This is a genomic window from Microbacterium sp. F2E (genome assembly GCF_020905435.1).
In the GTDB taxonomy this organism is placed as follows: Bacteria; Actinomycetota; Actinomycetes; order Actinomycetales; family Microbacteriaceae; genus Microbacterium; species Microbacterium lacticum.
In genome coordinates, this window is the sequence record NZ_JAJJIB010000007.1 from 110887 (window position 1) to 124595 (window position 13709).

General features: G+C 72.9%; 14 protein-coding genes. 7 read left to right on the forward strand and 7 right to left on the reverse strand.

All coding sequences use genetic code 11. From position 1 onward, the window contains the following. Positions 1–14 precede the first annotated feature (14 nt). From dapE to LOK55_RS07495, 3 genes are all read left to right on the forward strand, one after another. Positions 15–1091 carry a succinyl-diaminopimelate desuccinylase gene (gene dapE, locus LOK55_RS07485; RefSeq protein ID WP_229934874.1) on the forward strand — a complete coding sequence of 359 codons (1077 nt, stop codon included), beginning with the start codon at positions 15–17 and terminating at the stop codon, positions 1089–1091. Further along, positions 1073–2296, forward strand: a complete 1224-nt coding sequence (locus LOK55_RS07490) for a hypothetical protein (RefSeq protein ID WP_374107632.1) — start codon at positions 1073–1075, stop codon at positions 2294–2296. The genes dapE and LOK55_RS07490 overlap by 19 nt, the downstream gene beginning before the upstream one ends. A gap of 106 nt (positions 2297–2402) precedes the next feature. Then, positions 2403–2576 (forward strand): DUF3117 domain-containing protein, encoded by a 174-nt coding sequence (locus LOK55_RS07495; protein WP_141379163.1) that lies wholly within the window; start codon positions 2403–2405, stop codon positions 2574–2576. 86 nt (positions 2577–2662) lie between these two features. Here LOK55_RS07495 and LOK55_RS07500 read toward each other — a convergent pair whose 3' ends face one another. Continuing rightward, the gene (locus LOK55_RS07500; protein WP_141379165.1) at positions 2663–3301 is read right to left on the reverse strand and encodes an O-methyltransferase; all 639 of its coding nucleotides are present in this window, start codon (positions 3299–3301) and stop codon (positions 2663–2665) included. A 75-nt stretch (positions 3302–3376) separates the two neighbouring features. On the opposite strand from LOK55_RS07500, the gene LOK55_RS07505 reads away from it, so the two are divergent. Further along, positions 3377–3763 carry a Sec-independent protein translocase TatB gene (locus LOK55_RS07505; protein ID WP_141379167.1) on the forward strand — a complete coding sequence of 129 codons (387 nt, stop codon included), beginning with the start codon at positions 3377–3379 and terminating at the stop codon, positions 3761–3763. 48 nt (positions 3764–3811) lie between these two features. Here LOK55_RS07505 and LOK55_RS07510 read toward each other — a convergent pair whose 3' ends face one another. Genes LOK55_RS07510 through LOK55_RS07520 form a run of 3 tightly spaced genes read right to left on the reverse strand, consistent with a single transcriptional unit; the run spans position 3812 to position 6815 of the window. Continuing rightward, positions 3812–4972, reverse strand: coding sequence for a P-loop NTPase (locus tag LOK55_RS07510; protein ID WP_229934876.1), 1161 nt, complete (start codon positions 4970–4972; stop codon positions 3812–3814). Then, positions 4969–5541: a DUF1003 domain-containing protein gene (locus LOK55_RS07515; RefSeq protein ID WP_141379171.1), complete on the reverse strand. Its 573-nt coding sequence runs from the start codon at positions 5539–5541 to the stop codon at positions 4969–4971. The genes LOK55_RS07510 and LOK55_RS07515 overlap by 4 nt, the downstream gene beginning before the upstream one ends. Then, complete coding sequence (locus LOK55_RS07520; protein ID WP_229934877.1) at positions 5541–6815, reverse strand: magnesium transporter MgtE N-terminal domain-containing protein; 1275 nt, start codon at positions 6813–6815, stop codon at positions 5541–5543. The genes LOK55_RS07515 and LOK55_RS07520 overlap by 1 nt, the downstream gene beginning before the upstream one ends. A 94-nt stretch (positions 6816–6909) precedes the next feature. Here LOK55_RS07520 and LOK55_RS07525 point away from each other — a divergent pair, with 94 nt between their 5' ends. Together LOK55_RS07525 and LOK55_RS07530 are read left to right on the forward strand one after the other, a co-directional pair. Then, entirely contained in the window at positions 6910–7686 is a 777-nt protein-coding gene (locus LOK55_RS07525; RefSeq protein WP_229934903.1) for a general stress protein, read from the forward strand. Beyond that, positions 7683–8354, forward strand: a complete 672-nt coding sequence (locus tag LOK55_RS07530) for an alpha/beta family hydrolase (RefSeq protein WP_229934878.1) — start codon at positions 7683–7685, stop codon at positions 8352–8354. The genes LOK55_RS07525 and LOK55_RS07530 overlap by 4 nt, the downstream gene beginning before the upstream one ends. A gap of 115 nt (positions 8355–8469) precedes the next feature. Here the strand turns inward: LOK55_RS07530 and LOK55_RS07535 are convergent, their stop codons facing one another. Both LOK55_RS07535 and LOK55_RS07540 read right to left on the reverse strand, forming a co-directional pair. Further along, positions 8470–9885 carry an aminopeptidase P family protein gene (locus LOK55_RS07535; protein WP_141379175.1) on the reverse strand — a complete coding sequence of 472 codons (1416 nt, stop codon included), beginning with the start codon at positions 9883–9885 and terminating at the stop codon, positions 8470–8472. A gap of 68 nt (positions 9886–9953) precedes the next feature. Further along, a complete protein-coding gene (locus LOK55_RS07540; RefSeq protein WP_229934879.1) occupies positions 9954–10970 on the reverse strand; it encodes an endonuclease/exonuclease/phosphatase family protein in 1017 nt (338 codons plus the stop codon). 100 nt (positions 10971–11070) lie between these two features. On the opposite strand from LOK55_RS07540, the gene LOK55_RS07545 reads away from it, so the two are divergent. Then, complete coding sequence (locus LOK55_RS07545) at positions 11071–11928, forward strand: PHP domain-containing protein (RefSeq protein ID WP_229934880.1); 858 nt, start codon at positions 11071–11073, stop codon at positions 11926–11928. A gap of 224 nt (positions 11929–12152) precedes the next feature. On the opposite strand, the gene LOK55_RS07550 is transcribed toward LOK55_RS07545, so the two are convergent. Then, positions 12153–13679 (reverse strand): DEAD/DEAH box helicase, encoded by a 1527-nt coding sequence (locus LOK55_RS07550; protein WP_229934881.1) that lies wholly within the window; start codon positions 13677–13679, stop codon positions 12153–12155. Between the last annotated feature and the right edge of the window lie 30 nt (positions 13680–13709).

Genomic DNA, 13709 nt, shown 5'->3' on the forward strand with positions numbered 1-13709 from the left:
CTAGAATCGGGCCCATGCCCCGCCTGGACCTCACCGCCGGCTCCGTCGAGCTCACCCGTGCGATCTGCGACATCCCCAGCGTCTCGGGGGACGAGACCCCGCTCGCCGACGCGATCTTCGCCGCCGTCGACCCGCTCGACCACCTCGACGTCTACCGGGACGGCGACACGATCGTCGCCCGCACGCAGCTGGGTCGCGCGCAGCGCGTCGTGATCGCCGGACACATCGACACGGTGCCGATCAACGCCAACCTGCCCACGCGCGAGGTCGTCGAAGACGGCGAGCGCTACCTCTGGGGCCGCGGCACGGTCGACATGAAGGGCGGCACGGCGGTGCAGCTGAAGCTCGCCGCCGAGCTCGTCTCGCCCCGCGTCGACATCACCTGGATGTGGTACGACAACGAAGAGGTCGACTCCGACCTGAACGGCCTCACCCGGCTCGCGCGCACTCGCCCCGACCTGTTCGCCGGCGACTTCGCGATCCTCGGCGAGCCGTCGAACGGCGCCGTCGAGGGCGGCTGTAACGGCACGCTCCGCGCGATCGCGCGCACCCACGGCGCCCGCGCGCACAGCGCCCGGGCGTGGATGGGGGAGAACGCGATCCACGCCGCCGCGCCGATCCTCACTCGCCTCGCCGCCTACCAGCCGGCCGAGATCGACGTCGACGGCCTGGTCTACCGCGAGGGTCTGAACGCCGTCCGCATCACGGGCGGGGTCGCGGGCAACGTCATCCCCGACCTGTGCGAGGTCGAGGTGAACTTCCGCTTCGCGCCGAGCCGCACCGTCGGGGGCGCCGAAGCGCACGTGCGCGAGGTGCTCGCCGGCTTCGAGGTCGAGATCGTCGACGCCGCCGCGGGGGCGCGGCCGGGGCTCGACGCGCCGCTCGCGCAGGAGTTCCTCGCCGCCGTGGGCGGCGAGCCGCGCCCGAAGTACGGCTGGACCGACGTCGCCCGGTTCTCGGCGCTCGGCGTTCCGGCGGTGAACTACGGCCCCGGCGACCCGAGCCTCGCCCACCACGACCAGGAGCGCGTCCCCGTCGCCCAGATCGAAGACGTCGAGCGGGCCCTGCGCGCCTGGCTGACCGCCCCGTGACGGGCGAGCGCGTCGCCGCCGCGCCGCGGCGCCTGCTGCGCCCGGCGCTGAGCGTCGGTGCGATCTACCTCGCGGCGCGCGCGATCACGACGGTGTTCCTCCTCGTCGGCGCCGAGATCGCGAACCGCACGGGCGGCGGCGGGGCGACGCTCGGATCGCTCTCGATGCGCTGGGACGGCCAGTGGTACTGGGTGGTCGCGACCGCGGGATACCCGACGGAGCTGCCCCTGGATGCCTCGGGTGAGGTCACCCAAAACGCGTGGGCGTTCATGCCGCTCTATCCGGCCCTCGCGCGGGGACTCTCGTTCGTGATCGGCGGGCAGTACCCGATCGCGGCGATCCTCGTGTCGCTGGTCGCGGGGTACTTCGCGTGCCTCGCGCTCTTCCACCTGCTGTGCGAGCGCATCGACAGGACGGCCGCGCTCTGGGCCGTCGCGCTGTTCGCGGCAGGGCCGCTCGCGGCGCTCTTCCAGATGGGGTACGCCGAGAGCCTCTTCCTCCTGTGGCTCTTCCTCGCCCTCCTCGCGCTCGTGCGCCGCCGATTCGGGTGGCTCTACCTGCTCATCCCGCTGATGGGCTTCACGCGCCCGGGCGTGCTCGCCTTCGCCCTCCTGCTCGGCCTCTACGGCATCGTGCGGTGGTTCCGCCGCCGCACCGATCCGCTCCCCGCCGTCCAGATCGTGCACATCGTGGCGCTCGGTCTTCTCGCGGTCGTCGTCGGCTTCTCCTGGCAGCTGATCGCGGGACTCGTGACCGGCGACTCGTCGGCCTACATGCAGACCGAGCTGTCGTGGCGGCGCGGCTGGACCGGCGGCGACGGCGGGTTCGTGCCGTTCGAAGGGTTCGTCCAGGCATCCGCGATCTGGTTCCGCGTCTGGGGGCTGTCCGAGCCGCTCGGGTACGTCGCGCTCGGCGTGCTCGTCGTCGCGGTCGCGGCGCTGCTGCTGCTCGAGCCGCACGTGCGCCGGCTCGGCATCGAGATCCGGCTGTGGTCGGCGAGCTACGTGATCTACCTGCTGCTGGTCTTCTTCCCGCAGTCGAGCATCTTCCGCCTGCTGCTGCCGCTCGCGCCGCTCTACGGTGCGCTCGCGCTGCCCCGTCATCCCGCGTGGCGCTGGTCGGTGCTCGTCGTCGGCATCGCGCTGCAGTGGTGGTGGATCTCCGAGATGCTCGTGCTCGGCACGACGTTCACGCAGATCCCGTGACCTCGCGCGTGACACCGTGAGGCGTGCCGTGTCAACCGTGAGCGCGCGTGTCCCGGCGTACCGATAAACTCTCTGTTGTAGTCCGAAGACGAAAGGGAGCCCCCAAATGGCAGCCATGAAGCCGCGAACCGGAGACGGACCTATGGAGGCCGTGAAGGAAGGCCGCCTCATCATCGTGCGCGTTCCCCTTGAGGGCGGTGGCCGCCTGGTCGTCTCCGTCAATGATGACGAGGCGAAGGAACTGCACGGCGTGCTCGGTGAGGTCGTCGGCGCCGCCTGAGGCCCTCACGATCCGTGCGAACGGCCGGCACCTCTGCGGAGGCGACCGGCCGTTCGGCGTCTGCGGGGCGGGAGTGCGGTGCGCCGTCAGTGCTCGGCGGGCACCGTCGTCAGCTGCAGCAGGCCCTCGCCGACGATCGACAGGGCGCCGAGCACCGCGGGGGAAGCCTGCGTCTCCTCGATCAGCGACCGGAACGCCGTCGTGATCGGGTCGCGGCGCACCGGGTCGGCGACCGCCCCGCCGCGCAGCGCGCGCGGCACGAGCACGGTGCCGCCGGCGCGCACGAGCCGCAGCCCGTGCTCGACGTACTCGATGACGCCTTCCGCATCGGCGTCCACGAGGACAATGTCATAGGATGCCTCGTTCATGCGCGGCAGCACGTCGGCGGCGCGGCCGGTGATGAACCGCGACCGGGCCGGGGCGATCTTCGCCTCGGCGAACGCGGTGCGCGCGGCGGCGAGGTGCTCGGGCTCGTTGTCGATCGTGGTGAGGGTGGCGCGCGGCGATCCGTGCAGCAACCAGAGCCCCGAGACGCCGGCGCCCGTGCCGATCTCGACGATGCTGAGCGCCGCGGTCGCGGCGGTCACCACGGCGATCTGCGCGCCGACGGCGGCACTGATCGGGTCGGCGCCGATCTCGACGGCGCGGGCGCGGGCACGCTCGATCGCCTCGGGTTCGACGGCGGCCTCCAGGGCGTACCTGCGGATCGCATCTGACTCGGCCATGAATACCACTCCTTCTCCGCCAGAGTACGGTGCGAGAAGGCGGGAAGGCGGCAGGCGCACGGGTAACCTGGAGGCATGTTCTTCGGCTACGACATGGAGAAGTTCCTCCTGCTCCTCGTCGTGGCTGCGCTGCTCATCGGGCCCGAGCGTCTCCCGCGCTACGCGGAGGGGCTCGCCCGCTTCACCCAGCGCGCCCGCGAGTGGCTCGCCGGCGCGCGCTCGCGCGTGAAGGAGGAGATGGGCGACGACTTCGACGACGTCGAGTGGCGCAAGCTCGACCCCCGTCAGTACGACCCGCGGCGGATCATCCGTGACGCCCTGCTCGAAGACGCCCCCGTGCCCACGGTGCAGGCGGCCGCGGTCGGCACCGCCGCGGCGGCCACCGCGACGACTCCGCTCGCGCCCGTCTTCGACCCCGAGGCCGCCGCGGCCGGAGTGCCGTTCGACAACGAAGCGACCTGAGGCGGCGCCCCGCGAGCGCACCGCCCCGTGAGGCGGGCGGACGGGGCGTCAGCGCGGAGTGAACGGCAGGGGACGCCCGGCGAGGCCGCGGCCGGTGCGGGCGAGGGCATCGGCGACGGCCGAGATGGCGCGCGCCGCGGCATCCGTCGGGTCGCCGACGACGACGGGGACGCCGGTGTCTCCGCCGCGGCGGAGCGCGACACTCAGCGGCACCGATCCGAGGAGCGGCACCGGAGGCGCGTCCGGCGCGGAGGCGGACAGCGCCGCCGCGACGGCCGCCCCTCCGCCGGCGCCGAACAGGTCGAGCACCGACCCGTCGGGGAGAGTCATCGCGGCCATGTTCTCGACGACGCCGATGACGTGCTGGCCGGTCTGGCCGGCGACGAGGCCGCTGCGCACGGCGACGTCGGATGCCGCGGTCTGCGGCGTCGTGACGACGAGCACGTCGGCGTGCGGCAGCAGCTGGCCGACCGAGATCGCGACGTCGCCGGTGCCGGGCGGCATGTCGAGCAGCAGCACGTCGAGGTCGCCGAAGAACACGTCGGTGAGGAACTGCGACACGGTGCGGTGCAGCATCGGGCCTCGCCAGGCGACCGCCGCGGCGGGCTGGTCGCGGGGGAGGAACATGCCGATCGAGATCGTCTTCACGCCGTAGGCGACCGGCGGCAGCATCAGGTCGTTGATGCGGGTGGGCTGCGGCGGCAGGCCGTCGGGCTCGACGAGGCCGAGAAGCGGCGGGATCGAGAATCCGTGCACGTCGGCGTCGATGAGGCCGACCGCGAGGCCGCGCTCCGCGAGCGCGACGGCGAGGTTCGCGGTGAGCGTCGACTTGCCGACGCCGCCCTTGCCGCTCGTCACCGCGATCACGCGGGTGAGCGAATCGGGGCCGAACGGCATGGCGCGGGCCCTGCCGCCGCGGAGGCGCTCGGTGAGGGCCGACCGCTCCGCGGGGGTCATGACGCCGACCGCGAGATCGACGCCCGCGATCCCCGGAACGGATGCCGCGGCCGCGCGCACGTCCCGCTCGATGCGATCGGCGGCGGGGCATCCGACGATCGTCAACGCGATCTCGACGTGGGCGACGTCACCGTCCACCCGCACCGCGCGCACCATGTCGAGCTCGGCGAGCGGGCGGCGGATCTCGGGGTCGGTGACGGCGCCGACGGCGCGGGCGACGGCCTCGGCATCCGGTGCGGGTGCCGTCGTCATCGTGCGGGGGCGCCGGGGGCTGCGGGGGCGCCGGGCGCGTCAGCGGCGGATTCCGGCTCGGACGGTTGGGGCTCGGGCGTGAGCTCCTCGAGCAGGGCCTTGAACTCCTGCCGCAGCACGTCGCGCGTGAGCACCTGATCGGAGAGGTCCGTCAGCGCCATCCGCAGCGCCACGACCTCGCGGGCGAGGTACTCGGTGTCGGCCAGGTTCCGCTCGGCGCGCTGACGGTCCTGCTCGATCTGCACGCGGTCGCGGTCGTCCTGACGGTTCTGCGCGAGCAGGATCAGGGGCGCTGCGTACGACGCCTGCAGGGAGAGCACGAGCGTCAGCACCGTGAACCCGTAGACCTGCGAGTCGAAGCGCCAGTTCTCGGGGGCGAGGGTGTTCCACATGATCCAGCCGACGCAGAAGAGGCTCAGCAGGAGGAGGAACGCCGGGGTGCCCATCGCCCGGGCCACCCACTCGGTGAAGCGGCCGAAGCGGTCGCGCGAGGGCGCGGGGGTGCGGGTGAGCACACCCGTGCGGCGCCCGCGCGGGTCTTCGAGGCTCACCTTGGGAGCGCGCGCCATCACCGGCGGGCTCCGCCCGCGGCAGGCTTCGGCGTCTCGTCGCCGTCGTGCGAGCGCCAGTCTTCGGGCAGGAGGTAGTCGAGCACGTCGTCGACGCTCACCGCGCCGACGAGGCGATGCGCCTGGTCGACGACGGGGACGGAGACGAGGTTGTAGCTCGCGAGCATGCGCGCGACCTCCGCGGCCGACGCAGTGGCCGGCACGGCGTCGGCGGTCTCGTCGATGATCGCGCCGAGTCGCTCGTGCGGGGGATAGCGCAGCATCCGCTGGAAGTGCACCGTGCCGAGCAGGCGCCCGGTCGGGGTCTCGTACGGCGGCAGCGTCACGAAGACCGCGGCGGCGAGGGCGGGGTGCAGCTCGTGGCGCCGGATGAGGGCGAGGGCCTCGGCGACCGTGGAGTCGGCGGACAGCACGATCGGCTCGCTCGTCATGAGACCACCGGCGGTGTCGGGCCCGTACTTCAGCAGGGCACGGACGTCTTCGGCCTCTTCGGGCTCCATCAGCTCGAGGAGCTCTTCGCGCTGATCCTCGGGCAGCTGCGCGAGCACGTCGGCGGCGTCGTCGGGCTCCATCTGATCGAGGATGTCGGCCGCGCGCTCGTCGCCGAGCGCCTCGAGGATGTGCACCTGGTCGTCTTCGGGCATCTCCTCGAGGGCGTCGGCGAGTCGGCCGTCGCTGAGCTCCTCGGCCACCTCGAGGAGGCGCTCGTCGGGGAGGTCGAGGAGCGTGTTGGCGAGGTCGGCGGGCTTCAGCTCGGAGTACGTCGCGACGAGCTGCTCGGCCGACTGCGCCTCGCCGGGCGACTGCTGCTCGCGCACGTCCTGCCAGTCGGCGAAGGTCGTCGGACCCTTCGCGAACGGGGAGCCGGAGGTCTTGGGCTTGCGGAGGAAGAGCTGGCCGATGTCCCACATGCCGAGCCGGTCGCGCTCGATCGCGACGTCTTCGATCACGGCCTCGCCGGAACCGTCGGTGAAGTAGACCTTGCGGCCGAGCATCTCGGCCATGACCCGCACCTCGCCGCCGCGCTGCTGGAAGCGGCGCACGTTGATGAGGCCCGTGGTGATGACCTGACCGGCCCGGATCGAGGTGACCCGGCCGATCGAGAGGAAGACGTTGCGCCGGCCGGGGATCTCGACGACGAGCCCGACGACGCGCGGCGGATCGTCTTTTCGATAGATGACGACGACGTCGCGGACTTTGCCGAGCCGGTCGCCCGCGGGGTCGAACACGGCGCAGCCGACCAGCCGCGCGACGAAAACCCTCTGCGTACTCACCTCTCCAGCGTAGTCGGCCGCCTGCCCGCGGGCGGGGCGCACGGCGAGGGTGCGCGGCGGGGCGGGCGAAGCGCACGCATGCCAAGATGGACCGATGAGCATGATGGGCGGCGCTCCGCAGGAGCACGGTGAGAAGATCGCCGACTACGCGACGTATCCGGCCGCCCAGCAGGCGGTGTCGCAGCTGATCCAGGGCGACATCCCCGCCCGGGACATCGCGATCGTCGGGCACGGCCTGCGCTCGGTCGAGACGATCACGGGACGGCTGGGATATGCCGCCGCGGCGCGTTCGGGCGCGATCAACGGCGTGCTGCTGGGCCTGGCGTTCTCCGCGATCTTCGTGCTGGGCACGCCGAACGCGGCGATCCAGCTGTTCGCCGGCGTCATGCTCGTGGGCATCGCGATCGGGATGCTCCTCAGCATCCTCACCTACGCGCTGCTGCGCCGCCGGCGCGACTACACGTCGGTGACGCAGGTGCTCGGCGACCGCTACGAGGTGACGGTGCTGCCGCGCAGCATCCACCGCGCCCGGGAGATCGTCGGGCACGTCGTGGCGCCGACGGCCGCGGCTCCCGCTCCCGTCGACCTGACGACCCCGCCGCAGTACGGCGAGCGGATCGATCCGGCGCCGGCTCCCGCCCCGCGCCCGGCGCCCGGGCCGGATGCCCCGTCCACCGGCGCCCCGTCCACCGGCGCCTCGGGGACCGGCCCTTCGGGGACGACCGCACCCGCGCCGGGCCCTGACGCCCCCGCTCCCGGGATCGACACGCCGGGCACGCCGGGCACCTCGACGCCCGCGGGCGGCGACCCGGCACGCGGCCCGAACGCTCCCGCCGGCGGCGACCCGGCGCCCGGTCCCGACACCCCGTGACCGCGCTCACGGTCGTCCTCCCCGCGGGGGAGGTGACCGTGTCGACCCTGTTCGACGCGCCGGCGGACCCCGGCAGCACCTGGGCCGCGGTCGCCCTCGCGCACGGTGCAGGGGCCGGCATGGACCATCCGTTCCTCACCGGCTTCGCCGGCGCCCTGAACGACGCGGGCATCGCGACGCTGCGCTTCGTCTTCCCCTACCGGGAAGCGGAGCGACGGATGCCCGGACCGGCCGCGCACGCCGTGGCGACCTGGTCGGCTGTGATGCCCGAGCTCGCCCGGCTCGCCCCGGGCGTGCCGCAGGTCGCGGCGGGCAAGTCGTACGGCGGACGGATGGCGTCGGTCGCCGCGGCGGACGGGATGATCGCGCCCGATGCCCTCGTCTACCTCGGCTACCCGTTCCACGCCCCCGGCAAGCCCGAGGCTCCGCGTGGTGCGCACCTCGCGCACATCGCCGCACCGCAGCTGTTCGTCGAGGGCTCGGCCGATCCGTTCATCCAACCGGTCGACCAGTTCCGCGCAGCGGTCGACACATGCGCCGACTCAGAGATCGTCTGGATCGCCGGCGGGGCCCACTCGTTCGAGGTGCGGGGTGCCCGACGGACTCCGGCCGATGTGGGCGCCGGCCTCGCGGCATCCGTCGTCCCCTGGCTACGCGCCCGTCTCTGACGCGCCGTCCTCTGACGCGCCAGCGCGCGACGCGCCAGCGCGCGACGTGCCAGCGCGCGACGCGCCCGCGCGCGGCGCGCCGTGCCACGGAGCACGACGGGCCCGCGCCGCGGCGTCAGCGCGCGGAGCCGGCGATCCAGGCCTCGATCTCGTCGGCCGTGCGGGGGATCGCGGCCGAGAGGTTCTCGACGCCGTCCGCCGTGACGAGCACGTCGTCCTCGATGCGCACACCGATGCCGCGGAACTCCTCGGGCACGGTCAGATCGTCGATCTGGAAGTACAGGCCCGGCTCGATCGTGAAGACCATGCCCTCCTCGAGGATGCCGTCGTAGTACATCTCGCGACGGGCCTGCGCGCAGTCGTGCACGTCGATGCCGAGGTGGTGACTGGTGCCGTGCACCATGTAGCGGCGGTGCTGGCCGCCGGCGTCGGCGTCGAGCGCCTCCTCGGCCGTGACCGGCAGCAGCCCCCACTCGGCCGTGCGGCGGGCGATGACGGCCATCGCGGCCTCGTGCACCTGACGGAAGCGCACGCCGGGCTTCGCGACGGCGAACGCCGCGTCGGCGGCCTCGAGCACCGTGTCGTACACGCGGCGCTGCACGTCGGTGAAGGTCCCCGACACGGGGAGCGTGCGCGTGATGTCGGCGGTGTACAGGCTGTCGACCTCGACACCCGCGTCGACGAGGATCAGGTCGCCCGGCACGACGGCGCCGTCGTTCCGGGTCCAGTGCAGGTAGCAGGCGTGCGGGCCCGACGCGGCGATCGTGTCGTAGCCCTCACCGTTGCCCTCGATGCGGGCGCGCTGGTGGAAGATGCCCTCCACCGCCCGCTCGCCGCGGGGCGTGTCGATGATCCGGGGGAGGTCCGCGACGATGTCGTCGAAGCCGCGCGCGGTGACCGCGACGGCGAGCCGCAGCTGCTCGATCTCGTAGGCGTCCTTCACGAGCCGCAGCTCCGAGACGAAGCGCGTCAGGTCGGCGTCCTCCTCCAGCACGAGGTCGCCGGGGAGCGTGTCGAACGCATCGAGGTGCGCCGTCGCGAGGCCGAGGTCGGATGCCACGCCGCCGAGGGCCGGCCGGGGACCGATCCAGAACTCGCCGATCGTGGCGTCGCCGTAGAACTCCGCCGTCGTGCGGTCGGCCCGCTCGCGGAGGTACAGGGTCACGTCGTGGCCGGTCTCGCCGGTCGGTTCGAACACGAGCACCGAGTCGGGCACGGCGTCGCTCGCCCAGCCGGTGAGGTGCGCGAACGCGGAGTGTGCGCGGAACGGGTAGTCGGTGTCGTTCGAGCGCTGCTTGTAGGTGCCGGCGGGGAGGACGAGCCGCTTGCCGGGGAAGGCGGCGGACAGCGCGTCGCGGCGGGCGGCGGCGTGAGGCGCCTGCGCGCGCGGCGGGGGAGTCTGCTCGGGGCGGTCGGCCCAGCCCGTCGAGATCGTCTCGAGGAACCCGCGCGGGAAGGGCTGCTTGCGGTTGAGGTTCTCGGCGGCCGGCTGGGGCTCGGCAGTCGTCGTGTCGGTCTCGTTCGTGCTCATGCCTCCAGTCTCCCACTCCGGCGTGCGGCGGGCACGTCGGAGTGCACGCGCGACGGCCGCGCCGACGGTCAGCGGGCGGCGGGCTCGAGCTGCGCGACGAGCGGACGGTGATCGCTGCCGCTCTGATCGAGCGAGGTCAGCACGACGGCGCCGGTCGCGGTCCAGGCATCCGTCGCGAGCACATGGTCGATGGGCGTGCCGAGAAGGGACGGCCAGTCGGTCGACCAGGTGCCGACGGCTCCGGCTGCGGCCGCGACCGCCGCGTCGTGGCAGCGGCCGAGATCGCCGCCGTCGACGCCGAGCCGGTCCATGTGGTCGACCGTCGCGTTGAAGTCGCCCGCCATGATGACGTTCTCGCTCGCGCACTGGTCGCCGAGCCAGGTGAGGCTCTCCCGCCACTGGTCCATGTCGTCCTGCCGCGGCGCGACGGCGTGCGCCGCGACGATCGTCGGCCCCGACCCGTCGACCGGCATGGCCACCACGGTCGGGACGGTGGCGGTGTTCGTGGTGTCGCCCGAGGTCGACTCGACGACGGCGTAGTCGCCGAGATCCGGGGAGATCAGGAGCGTCGTGGAGTTCGCCGCCCAGCCCGGATACGCCTCGTGGTGCGCCCACATCGGCGACCCCATCTCGCGCATCGCAATGGCGACGGCCTCGCCCGCCTCGATCGTCGTCTCCGGCAGAGCGACGACGTCGGCCTGCATCGCGACGGCGGTCTTGGCGATCAGCTGCGGGTCGGTCGCGGCGCCCGCGGTGTTCCAGGTCATCACGCGGATCGCGTCGGCGGTCTTGGTGGGCAGCGGGTCGCCGCCGATGCCGCGCGCGAGGAGGATGCCTCCGCCGGCGGCGGCCGCCACGGCGGCGATGACCGCGATGGATGCCGCGAAGCCGCGGAGCGCCCGGACGGCGCAGAGCAGCAGCATGATGACGAACAGCGCGGCGAGCATGACCGTCAGCGGCCCCCGCAGCGACACGATCTGCGCGATCGGGAAGGTGCGCTCGAGGCGGAAGAACTGCGGCCACGTGACCACGGCGGCGGCGATCGCCGCGAGCACGGTGATCAGGATTCCGAGCAGGCGCAGCACGCGGACGACTCTACGTGCTGAGGCTGGGAGAAGCGTGCGTCGGAGGCGTGTCGACGCGTCGCCGGAACCGGGCGGCGTGGCATCCCGATACGCTCGCAGCATGGCGAGTCGCTTTCACGGTCCGAGCGACCTGCACCTGCACTCCGATCACTCCGACGGCACCGAACCGCCCGCAGGCGTTGTGGCCTCGGCGCACCGGGCGGGCCTCCGGACGATCGCCCTCACCGACCACGACACGACCTCGGGGTGGGCCGAGGCCGCCGAGGCCGTGGTCTCGCTCGGCATGACGCTCCTGCCGGGCATGGAGCTGTCGGCGCAGTACGAGTGGCGGAGCGTGCACGTGCTCGGCTACCTGTTCGACCCCGACGACGCGGAGCTGCGCGCCCTCAGCACGCGCATCCGATCGTCGCGGCTCACCCGCGCGCGGGAGATGGCCGACCGCATCGGCCGCGACTACGAGCTGACGTGGGACGACATCCTCGCGCAGACGGCGGCCGGGGCCACCGTGGGCAGGCCGCACCTCGCCGACGCCCTCGTGGCGAAGGGGTTCGTCGGCGACCGGGGCGAGGCGTTCGCCGGCATCCTGCACCCCGGCAGCGACTACTACGTCTCGCTTTACGCTCCCGACCCCGTCACGGCGGTGGCCGCGATCGCCGGAGCCGGCGGCGTGCCCGTCATCGCCCACCCGGCAGGACGGGCGGGACTGCTGCCCGATGCCCTCGTGGAGCGGATGCTCGACGCGGGCCTGGCCGGCTTCGAACTCGGCCACCGCGAGAACGTCGAACCCGCCCTCGGGCGCCTGCGCGTGCTCACGGCCGCGCGGGATCTCATCGTGACCGGATCGAGCGACTACCACGGGCTGGGAAAGCCCAACCAGCCCGGTGAGCACACCACCAGCGACGACATGGTCGCGCGGATCATCGACCGCGGAACCGGCAGCGCCCCGGTCTACGCGTAGTCCGCGCAGACCGGGGCGCCGCGGCGAGGCCGGCTCTCAGGCGAGCGCCTTGGCCTTCAGGTCGCTCGCTGCTCACTGCAGCGATCCGACGTCACGCGGCGCGTCGTAGGACATGCCGCGTGACACCGAGTTCCCGTGGGTCGCCGCGATGTGCGTCGGAGAGCGACGGACGTCGGAGAGCGACGGACGTCGGAGAGCGACGTCCGTCAGAGGGCGGTCGCCGGTCAGGCGCCGGCCGCGGGAGCGGCGCCACCGCCACCGGCGCCGCGACGACGACGCCGACGGCGGGCCGGGGCGGGCTTGCCGTCGTGGTGCTCCTTGCCCTCGCCGTCGTGCGTGCCCGCGCCCTCGGCGGCGCGCTCGGCCGTGAGAGTGCCCGGAGCCGAGGCATCCACGGCCCCTTCGGCGCCCTCGGTGAATGTCGACCCGACGCTCTGCGCGCCGGAGCGGCGGCGGCGACGGCGACGCGTGCCGCCCTCGGTCGTGCCCTCGGCGGCGACGTCGGCCGCGCGCTCGGGCCGCGGCGTGCGGGCCGGCGCGGTGCGGACGGTGCCGGTGCGCGGCGCCTTCGCGATGCGACCCTTCGTGCCGGCGGGGATGTCGAGGTCTTCGTAGAGGTGCGGGCTCGACGAGTACGTCTCGACCGGGTCGGGCTGGCCGAACTCGAGCGCCCGGTTGATGAGGGCCCACTTGTGCAGGTCCTCCCAGTCGACGAAGGTGACCGCAATGCCGGTCTTGCCGGCGCGGCCGGTGCGGCCGACGCGGTGCAGGTAGGTCTTCTCGTCGTCGGGGATCGTGTGGTTGATCACGTGCGTGACGTCGTCGACGTCGATGCCGCGGGCGGCGACGTCGGTCGCGATGAGGATGTCCTTCTTGCCGGCCTTGAACGCGGCCATCGAGCGCTCGCGCGCCTCCTGGCTCATGTCGCCGTGCACGGCGCCCGCGTTGAACCCGCGGTCGTTCAGCTCGTCGACGAGGCGCTGGGCGGCGCGTTTGGTGCGCGTGAACACGACCGTCTTGCCGCGGCCCTCGGCCTGCAGGATGCGAGCGATGACCTCGTCCTTGTCGAGCGAGTGCGCGCGGTAGACGAGGTGGCGGATGTTCGCCTGCGTGAGGCCCTCGTCGGGGTCGGAGGCCCGGATGTGGATCGGGTTCGACATGAAGCGGCGGGCGAGGGCGACGATCGGCCCCGGCATGGTCGCGGAGTACAGCATCGTGTGCCGGACCGGCGCGACCTTCGCGAAGATCTTCTCGATGTCGGGGAGGAAGCCGAGGTCGAGCATCTTGTCGGCCTCGTCGAGCACGACCTCGGTCGCGTTCGACAGGTCGAGGAGGCGCTGGTTGTTCAGGTCGATGAGGCGGCCGGGCGTGCCGACGACGATCTGCGCCCCGGCCTTCAGCTGGTCGATCTGCCCCTCGTAGGCCTTGCCGCCGTAGATCGCGACGACGCTCGTCGAGCGGTTCGAGGTCAGCATGTCCATGTCCTCGTAGACCTGGACGGCGAGCTCGCGCGTCGGGACGACGATGAGCGCCTTCACGCCGGGGGCCGGGTCGAGGCCGAGGCGCTGCACGACGGGGATGCCGAAGCCGAAGGTCTTGCCCGTGCCGGTCTTGGCCTGACCGATGATGTCCTGGCCGGGAAGGCCGAGGGGGATCGTCTGCTCCTGGATCGGGAAGGCATCCACGATGCCCTTGGATGCCAGGGCCTCGACGATGTCGGCGTCGACACCCATGTCTGCGAAAGTCGTCACGATACGTACCTGTCTGGCGGTGAGATGCCG

Coding starts and splice junctions, on each gene's coding strand:
- dapE (WP_229934874.1), top strand. CDS start 15: ATGCCCCGCCTGGACCTCACCGCCGGCTCCGTCGAGCTCACCCGTGCG.
- LOK55_RS07535 (WP_141379175.1), bottom strand. CDS start 9,885: ATGAGCACGAACGAGACCGACACGACGACTGCCGAGCCCCAGCCGGCC.
- LOK55_RS07500 (WP_141379165.1), bottom strand. CDS start 3,301: ATGGCCGAGTCAGATGCGATCCGCAGGTACGCCCTGGAGGCCGCCGTC.
- LOK55_RS07505 (WP_141379167.1), top strand. CDS start 3,377: ATGTTCTTCGGCTACGACATGGAGAAGTTCCTCCTGCTCCTCGTCGTG.
- LOK55_RS07545 (WP_229934880.1), top strand. CDS start 11,071: ATGGCGAGTCGCTTTCACGGTCCGAGCGACCTGCACCTGCACTCCGAT.
- LOK55_RS07495 (WP_141379163.1), top strand. CDS start 2,403: ATGGCAGCCATGAAGCCGCGAACCGGAGACGGACCTATGGAGGCCGTG.
- LOK55_RS07510 (WP_229934876.1), bottom strand. CDS start 4,972: ATGACGACGGCACCCGCACCGGATGCCGAGGCCGTCGCCCGCGCCGTC.
- LOK55_RS07525 (WP_229934903.1), top strand. CDS start 6,910: ATGAGCATGATGGGCGGCGCTCCGCAGGAGCACGGTGAGAAGATCGCC.
- LOK55_RS07515 (WP_141379171.1), bottom strand. CDS start 5,541: ATGGCGCGCGCTCCCAAGGTGAGCCTCGAAGACCCGCGCGGGCGCCGC.